The organism is Desulfomicrobium norvegicum (assembly GCF_900114595.1).
In the GTDB taxonomy this organism is placed as follows: Bacteria; Desulfobacterota; Desulfovibrionia; order Desulfovibrionales; family Desulfomicrobiaceae; genus Desulfomicrobium; species Desulfomicrobium macestii.
The window spans coordinates 1-21,293 of record NZ_FOTO01000015.1 but is presented as its reverse complement, the minus strand read 5'-3'; the positions used below and the strand labels follow the sequence as shown (position 1 = coordinate 21,293).

Annotated in this window: 19 protein-coding genes and 1 tRNA gene; 13 read left to right on the top strand and 7 right to left on the bottom strand. The window is 57.1% G+C overall.

The genetic code is table 11. The features are described from left to right. The first annotated feature begins 27 nt into the window (after window positions 1-27). Genes BMZ24_RS16855 through BMZ24_RS16835 form a run of 5 tightly spaced genes read left to right on the top strand, consistent with a single transcriptional unit; the run spans window position 28 to window position 4,539 of the window. A complete protein-coding gene (locus BMZ24_RS16855; RefSeq protein ID WP_143077945.1) occupies window positions 28-1,218 on the top strand; it encodes a hypothetical protein in 1,191 nt (396 codons plus the stop codon). Then, a complete protein-coding gene (locus BMZ24_RS16850; protein WP_092193931.1) occupies window positions 1,215-1,592 on the top strand; it encodes a hypothetical protein in 378 nt (125 codons plus the stop codon). Before BMZ24_RS16855 ends, BMZ24_RS16850 begins: the two co-directional genes overlap by 4 nt. Beyond that, window positions 1,589-2,809, top strand: a complete 1,221-nt coding sequence (locus tag BMZ24_RS16845) for a hypothetical protein (RefSeq protein ID WP_092193930.1) — start codon at window positions 1,589-1,591, stop codon at window positions 2,807-2,809. The genes BMZ24_RS16850 and BMZ24_RS16845 overlap by 4 nt, the downstream gene beginning before the upstream one ends. A 3-nt stretch (window positions 2,810-2,812) precedes the next feature. After that, window positions 2,813-3,304, top strand: a complete 492-nt coding sequence (locus tag BMZ24_RS16840; RefSeq protein ID WP_092193929.1) for a hypothetical protein — start codon at window positions 2,813-2,815, stop codon at window positions 3,302-3,304. A gap of 47 nt (window positions 3,305-3,351) precedes the next feature. Continuing rightward, window positions 3,352-4,539, top strand: a complete 1,188-nt coding sequence (locus BMZ24_RS16835; RefSeq protein ID WP_143077944.1) for an SEL1-like repeat protein — start codon at window positions 3,352-3,354, stop codon at window positions 4,537-4,539. 66 nt (window positions 4,540-4,605) lie between these two features. On the opposite strand, the gene BMZ24_RS16830 is transcribed toward BMZ24_RS16835, so the two are convergent. Next, window positions 4,606-5,088, bottom strand: coding sequence for a hypothetical protein (locus tag BMZ24_RS16830; RefSeq protein ID WP_092193927.1), 483 nt, complete (start codon window positions 5,086-5,088; stop codon window positions 4,606-4,608). Between the two features lie 163 nt (window positions 5,089-5,251). On the opposite strand from BMZ24_RS16830, the gene BMZ24_RS16825 reads away from it, so the two are divergent. Beyond that, window positions 5,252-5,644: a Ros/MucR family transcriptional regulator gene (locus BMZ24_RS16825; RefSeq protein ID WP_092193926.1), complete on the top strand. Its 393-nt coding sequence runs from the start codon at window positions 5,252-5,254 to the stop codon at window positions 5,642-5,644. A 60-nt stretch (window positions 5,645-5,704) separates the two neighbouring features. Here BMZ24_RS16825 and BMZ24_RS16820 read toward each other — a convergent pair whose 3' ends face one another. Continuing rightward, entirely contained in the window at window positions 5,705-8,251 is a 2,547-nt protein-coding gene (locus BMZ24_RS16820; RefSeq protein ID WP_092193925.1) for a TIGR03960 family B12-binding radical SAM protein, read from the bottom strand. A 77-nt stretch (window positions 8,252-8,328) separates the two neighbouring features. Continuing rightward, window positions 8,329-8,676: a hypothetical protein gene (locus BMZ24_RS16815; protein WP_092193924.1), complete on the bottom strand. Its 348-nt coding sequence runs from the start codon at window positions 8,674-8,676 to the stop codon at window positions 8,329-8,331. Window positions 8,677-8,845: 169 nt separating this feature from the next. Here BMZ24_RS16815 and BMZ24_RS16810 point away from each other — a divergent pair, with 169 nt between their 5' ends. After that, complete coding sequence (locus BMZ24_RS16810; protein ID WP_092377991.1) at window positions 8,846-9,418, top strand: CvpA family protein; 573 nt, start codon at window positions 8,846-8,848, stop codon at window positions 9,416-9,418. Next, window positions 9,405-10,187 (top strand): nucleoside triphosphate pyrophosphohydrolase, encoded by a 783-nt coding sequence (mazG, locus tag BMZ24_RS16805; RefSeq protein ID WP_092193922.1) that lies wholly within the window; start codon window positions 9,405-9,407, stop codon window positions 10,185-10,187. Before BMZ24_RS16810 ends, mazG begins: the two co-directional genes overlap by 14 nt. Before the next feature lie 232 nt (window positions 10,188-10,419). On the opposite strand, the gene cmk is transcribed toward mazG, so the two are convergent. The 4 genes from cmk to BMZ24_RS16785 form a co-directional block, all read right to left on the bottom strand. Then, on the bottom strand, window positions 10,420-11,085 hold the full coding sequence (gene cmk / locus BMZ24_RS16800; protein WP_092193921.1) for a (d)CMP kinase: 666 nt from the start codon (window positions 11,083-11,085) through the stop codon (window positions 10,420-10,422). Beyond that, the gene (gene hisC / locus BMZ24_RS16795) at window positions 11,063-12,178 is read right to left on the bottom strand and encodes a histidinol-phosphate transaminase (RefSeq protein ID WP_092193920.1); all 1,116 of its coding nucleotides are present in this window, start codon (window positions 12,176-12,178) and stop codon (window positions 11,063-11,065) included. The genes cmk and hisC overlap by 23 nt, the downstream gene beginning before the upstream one ends. Before the next feature lie 125 nt (window positions 12,179-12,303). Then, a complete protein-coding gene (selA, locus tag BMZ24_RS16790; RefSeq protein ID WP_092193919.1) occupies window positions 12,304-13,701 on the bottom strand; it encodes an L-seryl-tRNA(Sec) selenium transferase in 1,398 nt (465 codons plus the stop codon). A gap of 9 nt (window positions 13,702-13,710) precedes the next feature. Further along, window positions 13,711-14,934, bottom strand: coding sequence for a bifunctional folylpolyglutamate synthase/dihydrofolate synthase (locus tag BMZ24_RS16785; protein WP_143077943.1), 1,224 nt, complete (start codon window positions 14,932-14,934; stop codon window positions 13,711-13,713). 202 nt (window positions 14,935-15,136) lie between these two features. Between BMZ24_RS16785 and BMZ24_RS16780 the strand changes: the two genes are divergently transcribed. The 5 genes from BMZ24_RS16780 (at window position 15,137) to BMZ24_RS16760 (ending at window position 21,220) form a co-directional block, all read left to right on the top strand. Next, window positions 15,137-15,213 (top strand) — tRNA-Arg (locus tag BMZ24_RS16780). A gap of 502 nt (window positions 15,214-15,715) precedes the next feature. Further along, a complete protein-coding gene (locus tag BMZ24_RS16775; protein WP_208599877.1) occupies window positions 15,716-18,346 on the top strand; it encodes an ATP-dependent DNA helicase in 2,631 nt (876 codons plus the stop codon). Window positions 18,347-19,042: 696 nt separating this feature from the next. Then, window positions 19,043-19,294, top strand: a complete 252-nt coding sequence (locus BMZ24_RS16770) for a helix-turn-helix domain-containing protein (protein WP_341864732.1) — start codon at window positions 19,043-19,045, stop codon at window positions 19,292-19,294. A gap of 229 nt (window positions 19,295-19,523) precedes the next feature. Beyond that, window positions 19,524-20,525 carry an AAA family ATPase gene (locus BMZ24_RS16765; protein ID WP_161949210.1) on the top strand — a complete coding sequence of 334 codons (1,002 nt, stop codon included), beginning with the start codon at window positions 19,524-19,526 and terminating at the stop codon, window positions 20,523-20,525. 71 nt (window positions 20,526-20,596) lie between these two features. Beyond that, a complete protein-coding gene (locus BMZ24_RS16760; RefSeq protein WP_092193915.1) occupies window positions 20,597-21,220 on the top strand; it encodes a hypothetical protein in 624 nt (207 codons plus the stop codon). Window positions 21,221-21,293 lie beyond the last annotated feature (73 nt).

Genomic DNA, 21,293 nt, shown 5'->3' with positions numbered 1-21,293 from the left:
TTGATTACAACCATGCGGGACAAAATCATGAAACATCACCTATGCCTTGTTTCGGTGCTCTTAAGCCTAACTCTCCTCCCGGCCGTGGCCTTTGCCACGCCGGCCGAGGAGGCCAAGTATTTTTATGATGTCATTGTCTCGGGTCCCACGGACACGGAAGTGTCCGCGGATGTTTGGATCATCCGATATGCATACCGCTCTTCCATGTCCCAATCCGGACGGCCCATGGATGCGAAGGAAAAACAATACGTGTTCAAGGAACTCTTGACCAGTGGTCTCCAGGGCGACATCCACGCTCTGGCCATGGCTTCGGTCCTGCCGCATGTAGACCCGGAATTCTCTGAAGGCATTGATGTCTCGCCCATCGAACCGTGGCTCATCAACCATCTGGGAGAGGCTGAGGGCCACTGGCTCCTGGGCGTATTCTACCTGCACTGGCTCTCCGGTTCCCCCCCCTTGAGTCACGCGCCCGTGTACATAAACGCCCCGGACCATTTCCGCAAAAGCGCCCTGGCCGGAAACCGCAAGTCCATGCTCTTCACCAGCGATTACGCGCCCAAGGGGGACGATTTCACCCCGCCCCCTGGCCAGGAACTGAAGCACCCCATGCCGGACTATATCGCGAAAGGGGAACGGGAGAACTGGTACTGGAAGGTGCGGGCTGCGGAACTGGGTGATGCCTGGGCCAATGCTTTTGCCGGAAGCGAATATGCACATGTACAACCCGGTTGGCCAGTAGAGGAAACCAGCCGCATGGTTTTGTACTATTGGGATCGGGCAGCGCGGTTTGGCTACTATAAAGCTGGATCGTGGCTATCGCTCATTTTTGAGGATGGAGAATATACCAAACAAGGGACGCATATCGAAACCGAGCAAGACTGCAAAAAAGCTTTTTTCTATATCTCACTGGTGGTCCGATTTAACCATGATGGCGAGTATTTGAAGGATAAAAAAAAATCTGAAGCTGGCGCAGTGGCCGAATTTCATGCCCAAAAATTCCTCAAAGGCCTCCCCAAAATCGACTTTGCCCCCTGCATGACCCAATCCGAATACGAAGCCGCTCTCAAGGAAAGCAAGATCGCCTACGACGAGTTCAAGGCCCGGCAGGCCGAAGAAAAAGCGAACCAGCAGGCCCTCTACGACAAGGCCCGAAAAGCCCTGCCTGAGCTGAAGGCCGAACTTGCGGTCGCGGGCGTGAAGATCGGGGATGGGCAATGAGTCCGAACCCTGTGGCAGCCGGCGTGGGCATCATCGTGCGTGATGCGTCCGGGGCGGGCGGCGTGACCGTCGATCTGGACGGCAGGCAACTGGCCGCGGAGCCCCAGGATTATGCTATAGATGGAGTTCAGAAGACCGTGCTCGAATTCGACGTGGCCAAGATCCTGCTACACGTGAAGGATCGTCTCGAAAAGACTCCCGGAGTAGGTGACTACTCCATCGTCCTGCCTTCCGCCGTCTTCCACATGTTCAATGAAGACATGGAGCTCTTCTCTTCGGCACGGTGCTTCATCGAGGTGATATTGAGGCGCGACGTCACGGTTGAAGACTTTTCTGAGAATGACATCGCCCAGATTCAGGGGAACTTCTCATGACGGAAGCCCAAGCCACCAATAAAGCGGCGATGAAATATTTAATCGTGGCAATCGCAATAACTGCCTGGAATCTTTCCCTTTTGCCCAGCGCTCAGGCCACACCGGCCGATGAGGCCAAGTTCTTTTACAGAAAAGCTTCCGGACCTGCCGATGAGGAACTGTCCAGCGGAGTGCAGTTCATACGTTATATTTATAAGACCGCTCTTTCCCGCTCTGGCAACGGCATGGGCGCAGCCGAAAAACAAATCGTATTCAATGAACTCATACGATTAGGGATGCTAGGCGACATCAACGCCCTGGCCATGGCCGCTGTCCTTCCGCACGTGGACCCGGAGTTCTCCGAAGGCATTGACGTCTCGCCCATCGAGCCGTGGCTCATCCGGCATCTGGGAGAAGCCGAGGGGCACTGGCTTTTGGGCGTGCTCTACCTGCACTGGCTCTCCGGTTTTCCACCCGTGAGTCATGCTCCCGTGTACGTGAACGCCCCGAAGCATTTCCGCAAAAGCGCCTTGGCCGGAAACCGCAAATCCATGATGTTCATCAGTGAGTACTCTTCCAAGGGAGACGACTTCACGCCCCTGCCGGGACAGGAAATCAAAAACCCCATGCCGGACTATATCGCCAAGGGTGAAAGAGAGAAATGGTACTGGGTGGTACGAGCTGCGGAACTGGGAGATGCGTGGGCGAATTATTTCGCAGGACTGCAATACGCGGAGGAACATGCAGGACGTCCTCTGGAGGAAGCAAGTCGGAGGGTTTTATTCTATTGGGAACGAGCGGCTATTTTGGGAGATGCGGCGACCAGTTTATGGCTAACTCAAATATTTGATGACGGTGAATGTTCTCAGCAGGAAACAAATATTGTAACAAATCAAAGCTGTAAAAAAGCATTTTTTTATATTGCGCTACGGGCAAGGTATTATACTAACGGCGAATATTCGAAATACAAAGAAAAATCCGAAAAAGGTGCCGTCGCCGAAATCTATGGCCAAAAATTCCTCAAAGGCATCCCCAAAATCAACTTCGCCCCCTGCATGACCCAGGCCGAATACGAAGCCGCCCTCAAGGAAAGCAAGATCGCCTACGACGAGTTCAAGGCCCGGCAAACCGAGGAAAAAGCGGCCCAGCAGGCCCTCTACGACAAGGCCCGGGAAGCCCTGCCTGAGCTTAGGGCTGAACTTGCGGCCGTGGGCGTGAAGATCGAGGAAGGACAATAAGCCATGCCCCTGCCCGTCAGCCTTCTTATCCGAGAACTCGGTCCGCGGATTAGCGTCGACGTCGTGGGCAAGCGCCTGCGCGTCACCACGCGCTGCGTCCGCCTGGCCATGCTGGGCCCGGCGTCGGCCGGGGTCGGAGTGTGCGTTCCCGGACTCTTCGGTGATGGACCAATACGCAACCTGGACGGCGGACAGCTCGCCCGTGAGCCCGTGGAGCAGGAAAAGAACGGCATTCTGGAAAGCGTCCTCGAATTCGACGTAAGCAAGATCCTTCTACAGGCCAAAGACGTCCTGGGTGCCCCCCGGGTCGATCCATACGACTCCAGCAGACAACAGCAATACACGATTCAGCCTTCAGCCGCCGTGTTCCACATGCACAGCGCGGACATGGAACTCTTTGCCAGATCAGAGGGAGCGCCCCTGAGGATCATTCTGCAACGGGACCTTACCGAACCGGACTTCTCCGAGCAGGACATCCTCGGCATAGCCGGATGACGTATTGCGTTGACGCCAACGAGACCTCAACCATGCGGGACGAAATCATGAAACACCTTTTATGCCTTGTTTCCGTGCTGTTCAGCCTGGCCCTCCTCCCGGCCGTGGTCTTTGCCACGCCCGCCGAGGAAGCCAAGTTCTTTTACGAGGAGGCGTCCGGCCCTACAGACAAGGAACTGTCCGTGGATGTCCGGATCATCAGATATGCATACCGCTCTTCCATGTCCCAATCCGGACGCCCAATGGATGCGAAGGAAAAACAATACGTGTTCAAGGAGCTCCTCACCAATGGCCTCCAGGGCGACATCCACGCCCTGGCCATGGCTGCCGTCCTGCCACATGTGGACCCGGAGTTCTCCGAAGGCATTGACGTCTCGCCCATCGAGCCGTGGCTCATCCGTAACCTGGGCGAGGCCGAAGGGCACTGGCTTTTGGGCGTGTTCTACCTGCACTGGCTCTCCGGCTTCCCGCCCTTGAGTCACGCACCCGTGTACATGAACGCCCCGGACCATTTCCGTAAAAGCGCCCTGGCCGGGAACCGCAAGTCCATGCTTTTCACCAGCGGCCACGTCCCCAAAGGGGACGACTTCACCCCGCCCCATGGCCAGGAACTAAAGCATCCCATGCCGGACTATATCGCGAAAGGGGAACGGGAAAAATGGTATTGGACGGTGCGGGCTGCGGAATTGGGGGATGCCTGGGCCAATGCTTTCGTCGGAAGCGAATATGCACATGTGCAGCCAGGCTGGCCGGTGGAGGAAACAAGCCGCATGGTCCTGTACTATTGGGACCGGGCTGCTCGGTTTGGTTACTCTAATGCAGCCGCGTGGCTATCGCTCATCTTTGAACATGGTATAAATACTGATCACGGGACACATATCGTGACTGAGCAAGACTGCAAAAAGGCTTTTTTCTATGTTTCACTGGCGGTCCGACTTGACCATGATGGCGAGTATTCGAAGGATAAAAAAAAATCTGAAGCTGGCGCAGCGGCCGAATTTCATGCCCAAAAATACATCAAAGGCCTCCCCAAAATCAACTTCGCCCCCTGCATGACCCAGTCCGAATACGAAGCCGCCCTCAAGGAAAGCAAGATCGCCTACGACGAGTTCAAGGCCCGGCAGGCCGAAGAAAAAGCGGCCCAACAGGCCCTCTACGACAAGGCCCGGGAAGCGCTGCCGGAGCTTAGGGCTGAACTTGCGGCCGTGGGCGTGAAAATGGGTGACGGGCAGTAGCCATGCTGCTGCCCGTCACCCACCTTGTCCGAGAATTATGTCCGAAACCCGACGCTCAAGCGTTTTTCAGTTCATGGCTCCGTGCTCGCCCTGCATCTGCAGCTTGAGGGACTGAAGCAATTGCTGCGCCTTCTCCGTCGTCTTCCATTCACCGTAAATCTGCATCCAGTAGTCGAACCCAAAAATTTTCTGCATGAGCTGATCTTCATGCAGATCCACCCAGGTGTCGAACAGATACATCTCAACTGAAAAATCCTTGCTGTCCAGAACCTTCAAAACGGTGTTGGCCGGGTATTTCTTGCCTTCGAAGTTGACCTGGAGAAACTCGACCACGGCCTGCTGGGACAGCTCGGGGGACAGAGGGCGGCCTTGCACGCTTTCCACCAATTCCCAGTACTCGGGGAATTTGGCCTGCATCTGTTTTTCCTGCTCTTCAGTCAATTTAATAAAAAGACCGCCTTCCTGCTCTTCGATAAAATAATAGCGAAGCCAAAATTCAAAATGAAAAACCTGGGCCATGTCGTTCATCGCATTGTGCGGAATTGCCATTTTTTTCTCCCTGTAGCGTGATTATCGATTAGTTTTCCTGAATGAAAAAATATCGTGCACTCAATTTTGGATGTATCATCGTAAACATTTATAGCGTGTTGACAAATTTACAGAACGAAACTAATGCTACGAATTACAAATACGCGATAGTTGGAGGTTACACATGGAAGATTATGTAAAACAAGCGCTCGAAATCGTCAAAGCACAAGCCAGTGTGCGCAACATGACCGAGGAAGAGCTGACGTCCATGATTCGTTCGTTGACCGAAGGAATCAAGAACGTCGCCGAAGGAAACCAGCCCGAACCCGAAGCAACCCTGTCCCTTGATGATGCCAAAAAAGCCATCCGCGAAAAAAGCATCATCTGCATGGAATGCTCGAAGTCGTTCAAGGTGCTGACCAAACGCCACCTGGCAACCCACGGCCTCACCCCCGAGGAATATCGGGAAAAATGGGGCTACAAGAAGGGCACGTCCCTGGTGGCCAAATCCCTGGCTCGTGACCGCCGCAAGAAGATGCAGGACATGAAGCTCTGGGAAAAACGGGTCAAGAAGTAATCTTGCCTCTGTACCAACCTGAAAGGCGAAGCACATGCTTCGCCTTTTTCATTTTGCGCCTCAGAAAAACTGGGCCGTCTTGATCAGCCGTCCCTGCAGCATCGTGAATTCCGGGTCCACGGCCTGCAGCACGAAGATGGGGCTGACATAGAGAGCCTGCCAGTCGAAATCGATGGCAAAGCCCTTTTCGTCTTCCGTGATGGATCTGACCATGGGCCGCACGTCCACTTCTCCCGGTTCACCCTTCTTGGTCCGCTTGAACACCTTCCACTCCGCCGCCTCCAAAAAGGCCGGAAGCCGGGCCGCGAAGCGCTGGCTGTCTTCCGCGCGCACGAACCCGAGGGAAAAGCGCTCGTGGTTCGAGATGGGCGCCTTGCCCTGACAGGGCAGCTCGTCCACCTTGACCACGCGCATGCCCTGGGGCAGCTCGGCTTCAAGCAAGGCGGGCAGGTCCTTGACGATCATGTGCTCGCGCACGAAGAAATCCATCCACTCGCAGACGCTGCCTACGCCGACCGGCAATGCCCGGGCAAAGGACAGGAGCGGCGCGGGGTGGAAGCCGCTGCTGAAAGCCAGGGGCATGCGCGCGCGGCGGAACGCGCGCTCGAAAATCCGTTGCAGTTCAAGCTGGCTGAGGTACATGGCCGGGCCGGTCTTGGAATACCACAGACGAAAGCGCTGTTCCTTGTTGTGCAGGTCGATGGCGGGAGCCGAACTTTCCGTTGGCGGCTCGTCCACCAGCCCGGCGTCTTCCTGATCGCGGGTGGCGCGGTTGATGACCGGCGCGATATCGTGGTTCGCGGCCTGTCGCTCCAGCTCGGATTCACGGCCGTCCAGGTTGCAGACCCCGCAGGACCGGCACGCCTCATAGCGGCAGTCGGGAGTCGCGGCTTCTTCCAGGGCGCGGCGGCGTTCGGTGAGCAAATATTTGCGGCTGACCCCGGAAGCGAGGTGGTCCCAGGGCAGGGGCTGCTCCGGATCGCGCTCGCGCAGATAGGACTCCGCGTCGATGCCGGTTTCGGCAAAGGCTTCAAGCCACGGCTCAAGGCGCAGATGATCGGACCAGCTGGTGAAGAGCGCGCCCTTGGCGTAGGCGGCCTCCAGGGCGGGGGCCAGGTGTCTGTCGCCGCGCGAGAAGACCCCTTCGAGCCAGGTCATGTGCGAATGGTGCCACTTGAGCTTGAGCTTCTTGTAGGGGCGGAAGATGTTGCGCAGATAGGCCAGCCGTTCCTCGATCTCGGCCATGGAGATCTGCCGCTCCCACTGAAACGGGGTGTGCGGCTTGGGCACGAACGGCGAGACCGCCGCCGTGACCTGAAGGCGCCTGACGTTCTTTCCGGCGCTGGCCGCGACCTTCAGGCACAGATCGAGAATGCCGTGCAGATCCTCGCGGGTCTCCGTGGGCAGGCCCATCATGAAATACAGTTTGACCTGCTGCCAGCCCAGGCGAAAGGCCTTCTCCGTGTGATCGAGCAGTTCGTCCTCGGTCACGCCCTTGTTGATGACGTTGCGCAGCCGCTGGGTGCCGGCTTCGGGGGCCAGGGTCATGCCCGTGTGCCGGATCTTGCCCATGAGCCGCATGAGATCCTCGGAAACAGAGCCCACGCGCAGGGACGGCAGGGAGATGGAGACCTGCTCCTGCCTGCAATGACTGTAGGAGGACAGAAAAAGAGCTTCCAGCGCACTGAAGTCGCCGGTGCTGAGCGACAGGAAGGACAGCTCCTCGCTGCCCGTGTCGGCCAGGCCGCGATCGATGATGGAGCCGAGCACGTCCACCTCGCGCTCGCGCACGGGGCGGTAGATCATGCCCGCCTGACAGAAGCGGCAGCCACGGGTGCAGCCACGCGCGATCTCGACCGAATAGCGGTCATGCACGGGCTTGCCGAAGGGCACGATCTGGCGCGTCGGGAAGGAGACCGCGTTCATGTCCATGACGATGCGCTTCTCGACCCGGGGCGTCTCGCCGTCCACCGGACGCATGGCCCCATGGCCGTCGTCCTCGAAAAACGAAGGCACGTACACGCCGGGCACCTCGGCCAGGCGCCTGATCAGTTCGACGCGGGTCCAGCCTTCGTCCTTGCCGCGCGCGATGAGTCCGAGCATCTCGGGCAGGATTTCCTCCCCGTCGCCAAGCACCATGACATCGACAAAAGCGGCCAGCGGCTCGGCGTTGAAGGTGCAGCCTCCTCCGGCAATGACCAGCGGATGCCCGTCGCCACGCTGCGCCGCACGAAGAGGAATCCCTCCCAGGTCGAGCATGTAGAGCACGTTGGTGTAGCACAGCTCATGGGTGATGCTGAAGAGCACGCCGTCCAGATCCCTGAGCGGCGTGTCGCTCTCCAGGGTGGCCAGGGGCGTGTCGTGGGCCCGGAGCACCTCGGCCACGTCCTCGGTGGGCGCGAAGACCCGTTCGGCGTAGAAATGTTCCGTGCCGTTGACGACGTCGTACAGGATCTTCTGTCCAAGATAGGACATGGCCACTTCGTAGAGATCCGGAAAAGCCAGGGCCACGTGGGCCCGGACCGTTTTCAGGTCCTTGTGGACGCTGTTGATCTCGGTGCCGAGGTAATGACTGGGGCGGGAAAAGAGGGGGAGCAGAGCCTTCATGGGTCCTTGCCGTGCGCTGGGCCGGGCAGAAAAAAAAAGGGTGGAAAGCCACCCTTTTCCCGGCAGCGCCTGCTGCGTTATTTTTTCAAGAATTTGCTGAAATCGGCCACACCGCCGCCCATGCCGCCCAAATTGCCGAGGCCGCCGGGGGCGGACAGGGTCAGGTTGGTGGTCGCCTCAAGATACTTGGTCTTGAGTTCCTCGGGTACGGTCTTGTACTGGTAGATGACGTGCTTGAGCTCGATCTCTCCGGTCATTTCCTGATCAAAGGGATAGCCGAAAGGAAGCAGCAGCATCTGCATGCCGCCCTGCTGCGTGGGAATGGTCTGCAGGATGGCCGGATCAGCGATGATCCCCTTCTCCTCGTTCCATTTGCCGAGCACCATGTCGCCGTTCACCAACTTCACCAATCTGATATCGTACATTGTCACCTCATCGTGTTTCTGGACTCGTGCGCCCGTCAGAAAAGTCCGGACGAGCCGAGGTTTCGTGTCTACGAGGTGCGCCCTGCACTGTCAAGGTCGTGCCCGGTGCGCCCTTTCCGATCAGCATCCTTTGTGATAGCCGACCCTCACAATGACCGGGAGGTTAAGCATGAACACTCTGGATATCGTCTTCTGCGTGATTCTGGGATTTTTGGGCCTGCGCGGCATTTTTCGCGGACTCGTCAAGGAGATCGCCTCCATTCTGGGGCTGATCCTTGGCTTCGTGCTGGCCAATACCTATCACGCGCAGCTCGCGACAATGTTCGAAAACTTCCCGGGCGGCCCCGGCATGGCCAAGCTTGCAGCCTATCTGGCCATTTTTCTGGGTGTCGTGGCCGTGGTTTTCCTGCTCGCCTCGCTGATCAGAAAACTCCTGCAGATGATCATGCTCGGCTGGGTGGACAGCATCGGCGGCGGAGCGCTCGGCCTCTTCAAGGGCGCGCTCCTGTGCAGCATCATCGTCATGGCCCTGACGGCCTTTCTGCCGTCAAAGTCCCCGATGCTGACCGAGTCGAAGATCATGCCCTACGTCAACACCTTCAACACCATGCTCTCGAACGCCCTGCCCAAGGAAATGCGCGACCAGTTCCTGATCCGCAGCCAGGAGCTGCAGCAGGAGTGGGAAAAGAGAGTCGTGGAAAAACTCAAGGAAATGAAAGGAACCCCTGGTGGAAAAGAATAATTTCGAACGCATCATTGAAGTCATCGACACCCTGACCGGACCGGACGGCTGCCCCTGGGACAAGGAGCAGACCCCGCAGTCCATGTGCGATTACCTGGTGGAGGAATGTTTCGAGCTGGTGGAGGCCATCCGTCAGGACGACAAGTCCGAGATCGCCGAAGAACTGGGCGACGTGCTTTTCCTGCTGCTCTTCATCGGCCGCTGCCACGACCGGGAGATCCCGGATTTCCTGCAGACCGCGCTGGCCGGCAACGTGGCCAAGATGATCCGCCGCCACCCCCACGTCTATGGCGAAAAAGCCGCCGACGTGGCCGAAGTGATCAAGAACTGGGAACAGATCAAGAAGCAGGAGAAGGCCGAAAAGGACAAGGATCCCGGCGTGTTCGCCTCCCTGCCCGCAAGCCTGCCGCCGCTGCTGCGCGCCTACCGCATCAACTCCAAGGCGGCCCGCACGGGCTTCACCTGGGCCACGGACGCGGACCAGGAGAAAAAGCTGGCCGAGGAATGGAACGAATTGCAGGCCGCCCTGGCCACGGACGACGCGGCGGCACGGGAAGAGGAATTCGGGGACTATCTGTTTTCGCTGGTGGAATACGGCAGACGGCGCGGAATCAAGGCCAACTCGGCCCTGGCCGTGGCCAACTCCAAGTTTTTGGGACGCTTCGAAGCCATGGAGAAATTGGCCAGGGAACGCGGCCTGGAACTGGACAAGCTCTCCCTGGAAGAAATGGACAACCTCTGGGACGAAATCAAAGCCACCCGCCGATAATCCCTACGGGCGACCCCACGTAACCAATATCTCACCCCGAAAAAAACGTACGGGCGACCCTACGTGGACGCCCTCCCATCCCGAAAAAACCGTAGGGGCAGCCCTGCGTGAACGATATCCCATCCCGAAAAAACTGTAGGGGCGGCCCTGCGTGGCCGCCCTCCCCCCAATAAATCGGCAAGACCGCTGAAAAACGGTTCGCAACGCAGTCCAGAATCGATTTTCAGCGGTCTCAGAGGCCTTTTTCCCGGATATGGTCGACAATCTTCTCGAGCACCCGATCCGCGTCCAAGGCGCTGGTATCGATGATCACCGCATCCAGGGCGGGTTTCAGGGGCGCCACCACGCGGTTGCGGTCCTGATCGTCGCGGATGCGGATCTGACCTTGGATGCGCTCCAGGTCCTCGTCCATGCCCATGGCCTTGAGCTGCGCATGACGGCGCTTGGCGCGCACGTCGATGGATGCGTCCATGAAGAACTTGTGCCGGGCGCCCGGAAACACCACGCTGCCCATGTCCCGGCCCTCGGCCACAAGCGAGGTGCTCCGGCCGATGGCCTGCTGGTTGCGGCGCAGAAAATCGCGCACCACCGGGATGCGGGCCAGATGCGAGGCCCACAGGCCGACCTCCTCCTTGCGGATCTCCGGGGCCAGGGGCAGCCCGTTCAGGAGCAGCTCGGAATATTTTCCCGTGCCTTCCAGGTCGAAATCGAGACGATTGAGTTCGGGCACCAGCTGATCAACGGGCCGTTCCCAGCCGCCGTCCCCGAAAAAAAGCGCCACGGAGCGGAACATGGCTCCAGTGTCCAGATAGGCGATGCCCAGGCGGTCCGCCAGCTCGCGGGCGATGGTCGTCTTGCCTACCCCGGCCGGTCCATCAAGAGTGACGATCGTGATCACGCAGCACCTCCGCTGTTTTGGCCAGAAATTCCAGATTCTCTTCCTCGTTGCCGATGCTGACACGCAGCTTTTCGGGCATGCCATAGCTGCCAAGGGGCCGGATGATAACCCCTTTGGCAAGTAATGCCTCAAAAAGGGTGCGCGCGTCCATGGGCGGCTCGAACATCAGAAAATTCGCCTGTGACGGCCAGACCTTGCAGCCCATGGCCGAAAGCTCGCGCTCCAGCAGGCGGCGCCCTTCGCTCACGACAAGCAGGGTCTGGGACACGAAGATGTCGTCGTCCAGGGCGGCCAGCCCGGCCTGCTCGGCCAGGATGTTCACGCTGAAGGGCAGCTTGACCCGCAGCAGCAGATCCGCCAGCCACTCGGGCATGACCCCGTAGCCCAGACGCAGCCCCGCCAGTCCGTACATCTTGGAAAAGGTGCGCAGGACGACCAGATTGGGGATCTCGCCCAGGTGCGGCAGCATGCTGAATGCCTCCAGCGGCTCGGCGAAATCGACATAGGCCTCATCCACCACCAGGAGCGCGCGCTTCGGCAGCCTGGCTGCGAGCTCGACCAGATCCGAGGCCGGACAGGCATGGCCCGAGGGATTGTCCGGGTTGGTCACGAAAACCAGGGCGGTGTTCTCGTCGACCAGGGACAGGAGCGTGTCGAAGGGAAAGGAGAAGTCGGCGTTCAGCCTGGCCTGCCGAAACTCCACCCCGCACAGCCGGGACTGCACGTCGTAGATGCTGAAGCAGGGCCTAAAGGCCACCACGTTGTCCACGCCGGGCCGGGCCACCACGCGCAGCAAAAGATCGATGATCTCGTCGGAGCCGTTGCCCGCCACCACGCAGGACGCGGACACGCCCAGATGCGCGGCCAGGGCCTCGGTCAGGGCCGGAGATCCGGCCTGGGCATAGCGGAAAGCCAGGGGACTGACATTTCTGAGCCGCTCCTGAACCACGGGGGACGTGCCCAGCGGGTTCTCGTTGCTGGCCATCTTGATGACCCGGGGCAGGCCGTAACGTTTCTTTATCTCATCGATGGACAGGCCGGGCGAATAGGGCTTGAAACCCTCCATCTCCGGCCGCACCAGAACCTTGGTCATTGACATTCTCCTTTGCCGCGCCCCCTTGTGCCGGGATGCGCGTCCCTTCGATTATCCGCATGCGCGGCTTGCAAAAATTCGTTCAAAAGGCATGAAGCAGACGCCCTGCCGGGGCGCCAAGGGCATCACCGCGCGAGGACCGCCTTCATGGCACCCGCCACCAGCGCGAACTCCGCATCCATGAGCGTGCGCGGATCGAGGCAGAACGCGCCGTCCTCCACCCGCCCCACGACCGGGATGTCCTCGGCCAACAGGCCCTGACGCAGGGAGTCGACGTCCATTCCCGTGGGCGCGACGCTGACCAGCGTGGTCGGCAGGTCCTGTTCCGGGAAGGAGCCGCCGCCCACGCGCGAAAATCCGGGCTTGACCGCCACCGAGGCCAGCCCGGCGAGATCCCGGGACAGCCTGCGCCGCAGACGCCCGGCCCGGGCATGCAGTTCCTTCGGCGCGGCCGTGATCATGGCCAGGGTCGGCACGGTGCGCCGGGCCTGTTCCGGATCGAGGTACAGGCGCAGGGTTGCCTCCAGGGCGGCCAGGGTCATCTTGTCGATGCGCAGGGCCCGGTTGAGCTGGTTCTTCTTGATGCGCTCGATGAATTCGCGGCGGCCGACGATCACCCCGGCCTGAGGGCCGCCCAGCAGCTTGTCGCCGCTGAAGGTGACCACATCCACTCCGCTCCTTAGCACCTGCTGCACCGTGGGTTCGGGCATGAACCCATAAGGGGAAAAATCGAAAAGATTGCCGCTGCCCAGATCCTCGAAGGTGGACAGGCCCCGCTCACGGCCCAGCGCCACCAGATCGGGCAGGTCCACTTCCTTGTGGAACCCGATGATGCGGTAGTTGGAGGTGTGCACCTTCATGAGCATGGCGGTGTCCGGGCCGATGGCCTCCGCGTAGTCGCGCAGGTGGGTGCGGTTGGTGGCCCCGACCTCGCGCAGCACGGCCCCGCTCTTCTTCATGACCTCGGGGATGCGAAACGACCCGCCGATCTCGACCAGCTGCCCGCGCGAGACCACGACCTCGCGGCCCTTGGCCAGGGTGTCGAGGACCAGCAGCACGGCGGCGGCGTTGTTGTTGACCACCAGCCCCGCCTCGGCCCCGGTCAGGCGGCAGAGCAGCTTCTCGACGTGGGAATAGCGGCTCCCGCGCTGGCCCGTGTCCAGGTCCATCTCCAGATTGGAATAATGGCGGCAGCCCTCGGCCACGGCCAGGACGGCCTCTTCGGCCAGGATGGAGCGGCCAAGGTTGGTGTGGATGACCACGCCCGTGGCGTTGACGACCCGCCTGAAATGCGGCCGGGAACGCGTCCGCACGTAGGCCCCGGCTCGTGCGGCCAGGGTCGTGAAGGCCAGGGCGCTCTCGTCCGTGACCACTCCAGCGCGGATCTCCTCGCGGCAGAGATCCAGGAACTCGCCCACCAGATCCTTGAGCATCTGACGCGGCAGATCGGCCAGAGAGCGATCCTGTTCCAGGTCCTGCAGAAAACGGTCGACGGACGGAATATGTCTGAAAAGAGAAGACACCGGACCTCCCTACAAAAGCTGTTCCGGAAAAAGTTCGTAATAGGCCCCCACCAGATACAGGGAGCCGCAAAGCAGTACCGAGCCTTCCTGGCGCAGGGCCTCGCGCAGGTCGTGCGCCGCCCTGGCACCGTGGCCGAAACGCGCCGCCAGTTCACGAGCGTCGAAGGCGCGCTCCATGGGCAGGCCCGGAATCACGACCGTATTCGCCAGCGCCCGCAGGCGTTCCAGCACGGCAGGCTCCAGCGTCTTGTCGCGCATGGCCTGAAAGACGAGCACGTCGAAATGCTCCCCGGCCGCCTCCAGCGCCTCGCACAGGGCGGTCAGCCCCATGGGATTGTGGGCACCGTCCACCAGAATCCGCCCATGCCTGCAAAACCGTCCGAAAAATCGCGTCGTGCCAAGGACTTGTGTACACAGTGCCGCGTCAAATTGCCAGCCCCGGGCCAGGGCCAGACGGCTCCAGGCCAGGGCGGCCAGGGCGGCGTTGCGCAGCTGATACGGCGGATGGGTGGGCAGGGACGCGGGAGTCAGTAGCAGGGATGCCGCGCCCGCCGGGATGAGAAATCCGGAGGAGGTGCGGCAGTCCTCAAGGCTCAGGAGCGGATGCCCTGCCCCGGCCTGCCGGAAAATTTCCATCACGGCCTCTTCCTGCGCGCCCGTCACGGCCGGGCAGCGGCCCAGGGCCCCGCTCTTGTCGCGGGCGATGTCCGCCAGGGCCGGACCCAGGATCTGCTCATGATCCAGGCCCACCGGGGTCATGACCGCAAGGTCGGCCGGGTAGGCGCAGGTGGCGTCATGCGTGCCGCCGAGCCCCGCCTCAAGGATGATCAGGTCAAGGCCCTCCCGCTCAAAAATGTAGAGCGCCATGACCGTCAGCAGCTCGAAATAGGTCAGCCCCACGCCCGCGCACCTGTCCATGACCGCATTGGCAGCGGCCAGCCATCCGTCCTCGGGGATCATGGCCCCGCGCAGGCGGATGCGCTCGCGCACGCTGGCCAGATGCGGCGAGTTGTAGAGCCCCGTGGTCAGGCCATGAGCCCGCGCCAGCGCCTCCAGAAATCCCGAAGTGGAACCCTTGCCGTTGGTCCCGACCACATGCACGACCGTGGCGGAGGGGCGCTCAAGGCCCATGAGCCCAAGGGCCTCGTGCATGCGCGACAGGCCGAGCTGCATGGAAAAAAGCCCCAGACTGTCCAGATGGGATTCGAATTCGGCAAAGGAGGCAAAGGTCATGTGTATTTGGGGGAAAAGATTGAAAAAAAGCCGCCCCGGAAAAATGGGAGTCAAAACGCGGGTGCGGCGACAGACTGAAGCCGCAAGGGCCGACAATCCGAAGAGAATTCATAGAAGTTTCCCGGGCCGGGAGCAACAGAAAAAGCCCGGACCTGCACTTGACTTTCAGCCCCGGAAAAAATAGGGAATGCTTCCATTTTGCGCGCCAGTAGCTCAGGCGGATAGAGCAATTGCCTTCTAAGCAATCGGTCGGGGGTTCGAGTCCTCCCTGGCGCGCCATAATAAAATCAAGGGGTTAGATGTAAAAATCTAACCCCTTTTCGTTTACTAAAAATTTTTTCCCAGCATTATTCCCAGCACCCAGCCTCATTCTTTCCTTCGCGACCTTGGCGACAACGCCCTATCGAACACCAATTAGCTGTCCTCTCGTGCATCTCTTCTAGCTGAAATTGCAAGTAAGATCCACTTAGTTTATGAGGTTTGGCAGCTTGTCTGCCATGTGCTCAAAATCGATCCTCGCTTTTAGCGGCTATCGGCGTAAACGCCAACTCTGATGAAAGCTAGCGCGACCACCCGCCCATCACGACAAGAAGCCAAAGCGGAGGATGTTTAATGAAGAATGGCAATCTCTTCCCAAACCTATAACGCGAATGTTTTGAGCCGAAGACTAGGGGACACCCATGACTTTCTTTAATCAAGCAAAACTTGGTAGTTTTAGCTAATGACTTCGGTTAGCACGCAGATCCAGAGCGCTGACGAGACGATCTGTCGGAATATCGAATTGCTCAGCGACCATCGGGCATTGCTCTCGCAAAACGTCCTTTCGCAACTCCGAAACTTAGTCGAAGGAGTTGCTGTTCATCTCCACACTGGCTCACTCGATGCCGAATTCAGCTACGCAGCGGTTGATCCGGGGCTCGCCTTCGTCAAAAGCAAGGCAAAGTTCAACTTCCTCGGCAAATTTCACAAACTGATTCAAATAAGCGCTTCACACTATACCCTCGACGGTGACGCTTCCGAACGTTTGATGCTCAAGTACTACGAATACCTCCATCGCATCCGCAGCTTGCTAAAAGAAAACAGCGGGATTGAGGTACTGGCCAACCTGGAAGCCTTCCCGGTCGACCTCGATCCGTCGCTACGGGAATACCACGAAAAAATCGTCGCAAGGATTGAGGAGGTCCGCCCCACTCCTAAGAGCAGCACTCGGGACCGGTATTACATCCACAAAACGCGACCATTCTTCCTGAGTGGCCGCATCTACTACGAAGTCACCTTCTATCGTGCAGTCAACAAGGTGAGCAAATTCGACCGGATCATCGCCTTCACCAAAATCGACATGACTGACAAATACGCAGCCATGTTAACGCTACGGCGGGACTCAATCGAAGTACTCGGCCAGACGATGCCAATCACGATCATCAGCGCATGGGAAGTCTCGATCCGCCCATGTGAATTCATCAACTTCGCGAGCGTCTTGGGCTTCTCCATCGCCGTTCAGACCAAGTCTGAGGAATATCGCTATCTGATGCGCATACTGACGGCAGGATCTGGTAGCCTAATCGATTTTGTCGATATGCCTGATGCCCAATACGCGATGATGAAGGCGGAAGGTACGACTGGCCTTGCCAAGCCTCAGATCTTTCCCGTGCTGGATGAAGTACGCCGCATTGTGCGGTCAGCCAATCCGGGCCACAACGTCCTTCGATATCTTATGTTGCGAATGCGCAACCAATTCATCAAGCCTCAACTCAACCGGGACGAGTGCAGCCTCCTTTCCGGCATGAAACTCCAGTTCGGCTGCATTCCTTTTGATACCATGCCGTTCTGCACCTCTTTGCGCGGACACAACCCACGGTATTGGGACCTCGCCGAGAGCCTGGATGCGACCTCCCGGAAACACGAACTACTCGCCCGACGCGTGAAAAACAACGTGGAACATCACGGAATCCTTTACACCCCCATTGCCGACCTTGAGGAGTTCGGAGACGTTCCCATTCTGATCTCCACTTACAACAACAAGCTCTACAAAACACATAAGGAGCGCCAACTCGAGCTTGACAAAGGGCACGTTTTCATTCGCGGCTATGAGAACGACACTGTCTCCATCGTTGAAAAGCTCCAAGAGTACTCATCGGCTGGGATCGATGGCTACACCCAAGCTGTCGAACGCTGGCTCGACGAAACTTCGCGCTGCATCGACGACAAGATCAAGAGGGAAGCACTCAAGCAATTGTTCCACCAGTCGCGCGTAGCCCTGATCTACGGAGCGGCTGGCACTGGGAAGTCAACAATGGTGGACCACATCGCGCATTATTTCATCGACAAGGAGAAACTATTCCTCGCTCACACCAATCCAGCAATCGACAACCTCAAGCGCAAGGTAACCGCGCAGAACTCGACTTTCAGAACGATCCACAGCCAGATAACCAAGAGTACCGACGTTCAGGATTACGACCTCCTCATCATTGACGAATGCAGCACCGTGAGCAACGCAGACCTGATCAAGGTACTGTCCAAGACCTCATTCAAGTTGCTCGTTCTCGTCGGCGACGTCTTCCAAATCGAGTCGATCCAGTTCGGCAACTGGTTTGGAATTATACGCTCATTCATCCCGAGCACATCGGTGTTCGAACTGACGACACCGTTCAGAACCAAGAATGCCTCGCTCTTGAATTTCTGGGACAAGGTTCGATCCATCGAAGACGACATCGCCGAGATCATGGCACGCAACGGCTACTCAACCGTGCTCGATAAAACACTGTTCGAAGCCCAAGGCCAGGACGAGATCATCCTATGCCTGAACTATGACGGCCTTTATGGTATCAATAACATCAACCGATTTCTGCAAAGTAGCAACCCCGGTGAAGCGATCACTTGGCGCGTTTCCACATATAAGGTCGGTGACCCTGTGCTCTTCCACGAAACCGAGCGGTTCCGACCGGTGATCTATAACAACTTAAAGGGCCGAATCGTCAGTATCGACCACGTCCCTGGCCGGATCCAGTTCGACGTAGCCCTCGATCGACCACTCAGCTCATTCGATATTGTCAACGATGATCTAGAATGGATGGGTGACTCTACCGTGCGATTCTCCGTCTACGAATACGACACCAGCGACGAGGACGACGACTCTCTGAACACCACCGTGCCCTTCCAGGTGGCTTACGCCGTGTCGATCCATAAGGCGCAAGGCCTTGAGTATGACTCCGTCAAAATCGTTGTCACAGAAGCCAACGAAGACGACATCACACATAGCATCTTTTACACTGCCGTAACTCGAGCGCGTGAGCGCTTACGGGTATTCTGGACACCTGAAACGCAGCAAAGAGTTTTGAAGAGTCTCCGCCGTACCGCCAATCCAAAGGACGTTGCTCTTCTTGCAAGCCGCCGAAGCCTTTCGCCGGTGTGAACCCGGACCGGGTAAATGATTTCATTGGAAACACGAGATCCGCGCCCCTGAGCAAGCTCACATCATCGTCACGTATAACCTCGTCTACGTTGACAAGCGCCCTTCTGAACCCAGCCCCCTCATGAAATCGCGCAGCCCCCCCTGGGCAGTCCAGCCAACCGCTTCTGAATTGTGGTCCATCAAAACGAAAGAAATCGCCCCCATCGGCTTCGATCATCGTCAAGTCCAGCAACACCATTTGTAAACACTACCCCATCCCCAGTCCGTGACATAAAAGATCCCGTCGGGTTCGAGCATATATAAGGATATGATCGTCACCTAGTAACGCTCAATCCAATCTTCCTAGTCAGCAAACTCAAGCATTCCCCCCTCCGACCTGGCCAACCGCTAGACCCTCTCCTTCTAACCCACCCTAATTGCCGCCGCCCCACACAAACTACTTGACAGATTTTTAGCACTTGACAGGTTTTCGGCCAAGCTCCTTTTCAGATGATGCCGTTTTCTGTGATTATGTGATTATAATTTTATCATAATAATGCACCAATCACGGAATTAATAGTAATAAAGCGCAATAAGTACCAAAATGACTGCTTTTGAGGGGCTGAAGCACAAGAAATCCAAAAAATGCTTGCACGATCACCTAAAATGGTGTAAATATATAAACAATGGAGCATCTCAAACTTTTTTCAGATTGAAATGCATGGCAAAGATTATCAAAATTTAAAAATAGTAAATGGAGTGATTATGAGCATGTATAATGATAAAGGTAACTCAAAAAATGCATTGTGTGAAAAAGACGCCGCAAAGTATCTCGAACTTAGCGTCCACACGCTACGACAGAGAAGATTCCGCTCTCTGCCCCCAGTATATGTTAAAATTGGCCGATCTGTTCGCTATTTACTGTCTGACCTTGATACATTTATTGGAGATTCGAGAGTTGAGCACTGATAAAAACTACTAGCGGCCAAGGACTCCACTGCGTGATCGATCCTGAGGCATGGCGGAGTTATTCGGAACTCCGCCATGCCGATGATTAAACGGCTTGGGCGTGGGTACTTGATGGATGTACCGTCAGTCCAATGAGCTGAACAATCGACTCCGTGACTAACGTTTAATGATTGAAATTTATTAATAATCATTACTAGCAAACTAACTCAATATGAATAGGAAAAACTCTGTGGAAATAATCGATAATACAAACAAAACTACCTCTGACGTTCCGGGCATGCCCAGCAGGCACGACCCGCTCATGGAAACAGGAAACAATCTAGTCTGCTACAATATAAAAGATTTCTTGGAATTAAAAATTCCTCCGGCGGAATATATCCTTCATCCGATACTTTGCGAACGCAGACATGCGATGATCTATGCGCCTCGCGGTGCGGGAAAAACTTGGTTCTGCCTTTCGCTCGCGTATTCAGCAGCAACCGGCATAACTATCATTGAGAGATACCAGGCAAAAAAGGCGTGCAAGGTGCTGTATATCGACGGAGAAATGGCGGCGGACGAATTGCAGTCCCGACTGTTGACGATCTCGGGGGGGAAGATCCCGCCAGAAGTCGTGAATAACTTTCGGATAATGACGCCAGACCTCTGCAAAGGGCAGATGCCAAACATTGCTAGTCCTTTCGGACAAGACGACTTTGGGCCATTCCTCAGAGACGTTGACGTCATATTTATTGATAATATTTCATCTTTGTCCTCGGGCATCAACGAAAACGATGCCGAAAGCTGGGGGCCCTTTAAGCAATGGCTCTTATACGTTCGCAAGCTTGGAATAGCTGTTGTCATCATACACCATGCCGGAAAAAACGGACAGCAGCGTGGAACCAGCAGCAGGGAAGACAGTCTGGACGTTGTCTTGTCCCTAAAGCCTCAGAAGAGCACCTCAATCGAAGAAATAACACGTTTTAACGTTCATTTTGAAAAAGCTCGGAGCATCGTTGGCAAAGACGCTAAGCCATTCTCGCTTGAAATGTCGATCACCGAGGCTGGAATCAATTGGCAAAGCAAGCCCCTCTCTTCGGACGCAGTGCGTGAAAAGCGGGACCAAAGACTCGACAAAGTTTTAAAACTTGCCGCAGACGGTAATACGACCAGGGCTATCGCAGACGCCACGGGCATTCCGCGCTCGACCGTACAGCGCATGCTTCATAACTCAAAGCTAGCGGCCAATTAACGATTAACCCAGATGTACACATGTTTACATCGTAAACATGTGTACATTAAACATAATTCATAAGGAGAACCATGAGCAACACGAAAACTGAACCGATGTCATTAAGGGTAAGCGGAGATACGAGGGATCGCTTTGAAGCCTTCAAGGCTCGTATAGGCAAGGGCACAGCCGAAGAAGCTTTCAATGAGTTATTAACCAGTTACGAAACTCAACAACCCAATCTGAAGCTCAATGCCCCGATGCTATCAAGTGCCATGAGCAGCATGCCTGATATAACCAAATTCCTGCAAAGAGCGCTTGAACATATGGCAGCAACGATTTTCCTAGCCGAGCAGGGAGCTGTGTCAGTGCAAGCTCGAGCAGATAAGGTGACCGAAGAGGCTCAGGGACAAATCAAAGATCTTGTCGAGAACAACAAAGCCTTGAAGCTCGAACTCCAGAAGGCGAAGAGCCAAGGATCTCAACTCGTAATCGAGGTCGACGAATTGCGCCTGAAAATCCAGGAGCTACGGGACCAGTCCGAAGCAATCGGCGTGCTCAAAGCTTCCTGGGCCGTTCGCGAAACGGATATCATGAAGCAGGTTGCTGAGTGGAAGGCCCGAGCTGAGTGTGCTGACAATCTACGTAAATCACTTGAGGAGACGCATCGCAAACTTGAGACCACTGAAACCTCAGAAGTGGCTCAGTTTGTTTGAACAGATTCGCCTGATTTTTAGGTGGAATCTCCGCCATTCTTACATCGCCATTTTTACCTGGGGCATCTGTTCG

What these genes read in the sequence shown, in the direction of transcription:
- BMZ24_RS16855 (WP_143077945.1), top strand. Translation starts at nt 28, where the DNA reads ATGAAACATCACCTATGCCTTGTTTCGGTGCTCTTAAGCCTAACTCTC.
- BMZ24_RS16850 (WP_092193931.1), top strand. Translation starts at nt 1,215, where the DNA reads ATGAGTCCGAACCCTGTGGCAGCCGGCGTGGGCATCATCGTGCGTGAT.
- BMZ24_RS16845 (WP_092193930.1), top strand. Translation starts at nt 1,589, where the DNA reads ATGACGGAAGCCCAAGCCACCAATAAAGCGGCGATGAAATATTTAATC.
- BMZ24_RS16840 (WP_092193929.1), top strand. Translation starts at nt 2,813, where the DNA reads ATGCCCCTGCCCGTCAGCCTTCTTATCCGAGAACTCGGTCCGCGGATT.
- BMZ24_RS16835 (WP_143077944.1), top strand. Translation starts at nt 3,352, where the DNA reads ATGAAACACCTTTTATGCCTTGTTTCCGTGCTGTTCAGCCTGGCCCTC.
- BMZ24_RS16830 (WP_092193927.1), bottom strand. Translation starts at nt 5,088, where the DNA reads ATGGCAATTCCGCACAATGCGATGAACGACATGGCCCAGGTTTTTCAT.
- BMZ24_RS16825 (WP_092193926.1), top strand. Translation starts at nt 5,252, where the DNA reads ATGGAAGATTATGTAAAACAAGCGCTCGAAATCGTCAAAGCACAAGCC.
- BMZ24_RS16820 (WP_092193925.1), bottom strand. Translation starts at nt 8,251, where the DNA reads ATGAAGGCTCTGCTCCCCCTCTTTTCCCGCCCCAGTCATTACCTCGGC.
- BMZ24_RS16815 (WP_092193924.1), bottom strand. Translation starts at nt 8,676, where the DNA reads ATGTACGATATCAGATTGGTGAAGTTGGTGAACGGCGACATGGTGCTC.
- BMZ24_RS16810 (WP_092377991.1), top strand. Translation starts at nt 8,846, where the DNA reads ATGAACACTCTGGATATCGTCTTCTGCGTGATTCTGGGATTTTTGGGC.
- hisC (WP_092193920.1), bottom strand. Translation starts at nt 12,178, where the DNA reads ATGACCAAGGTTCTGGTGCGGCCGGAGATGGAGGGTTTCAAGCCCTAT.
- BMZ24_RS16785 (WP_143077943.1), bottom strand. Translation starts at nt 14,934, where the DNA reads ATGACCTTTGCCTCCTTTGCCGAATTCGAATCCCATCTGGACAGTCTG.
- BMZ24_RS16770 (WP_341864732.1), top strand. Translation starts at nt 19,043, where the DNA reads ATGCATGGCAAAGATTATCAAAATTTAAAAATAGTAAATGGAGTGATT.
- BMZ24_RS16760 (WP_092193915.1), top strand. Translation starts at nt 20,597, where the DNA reads ATGAGCAACACGAAAACTGAACCGATGTCATTAAGGGTAAGCGGAGAT.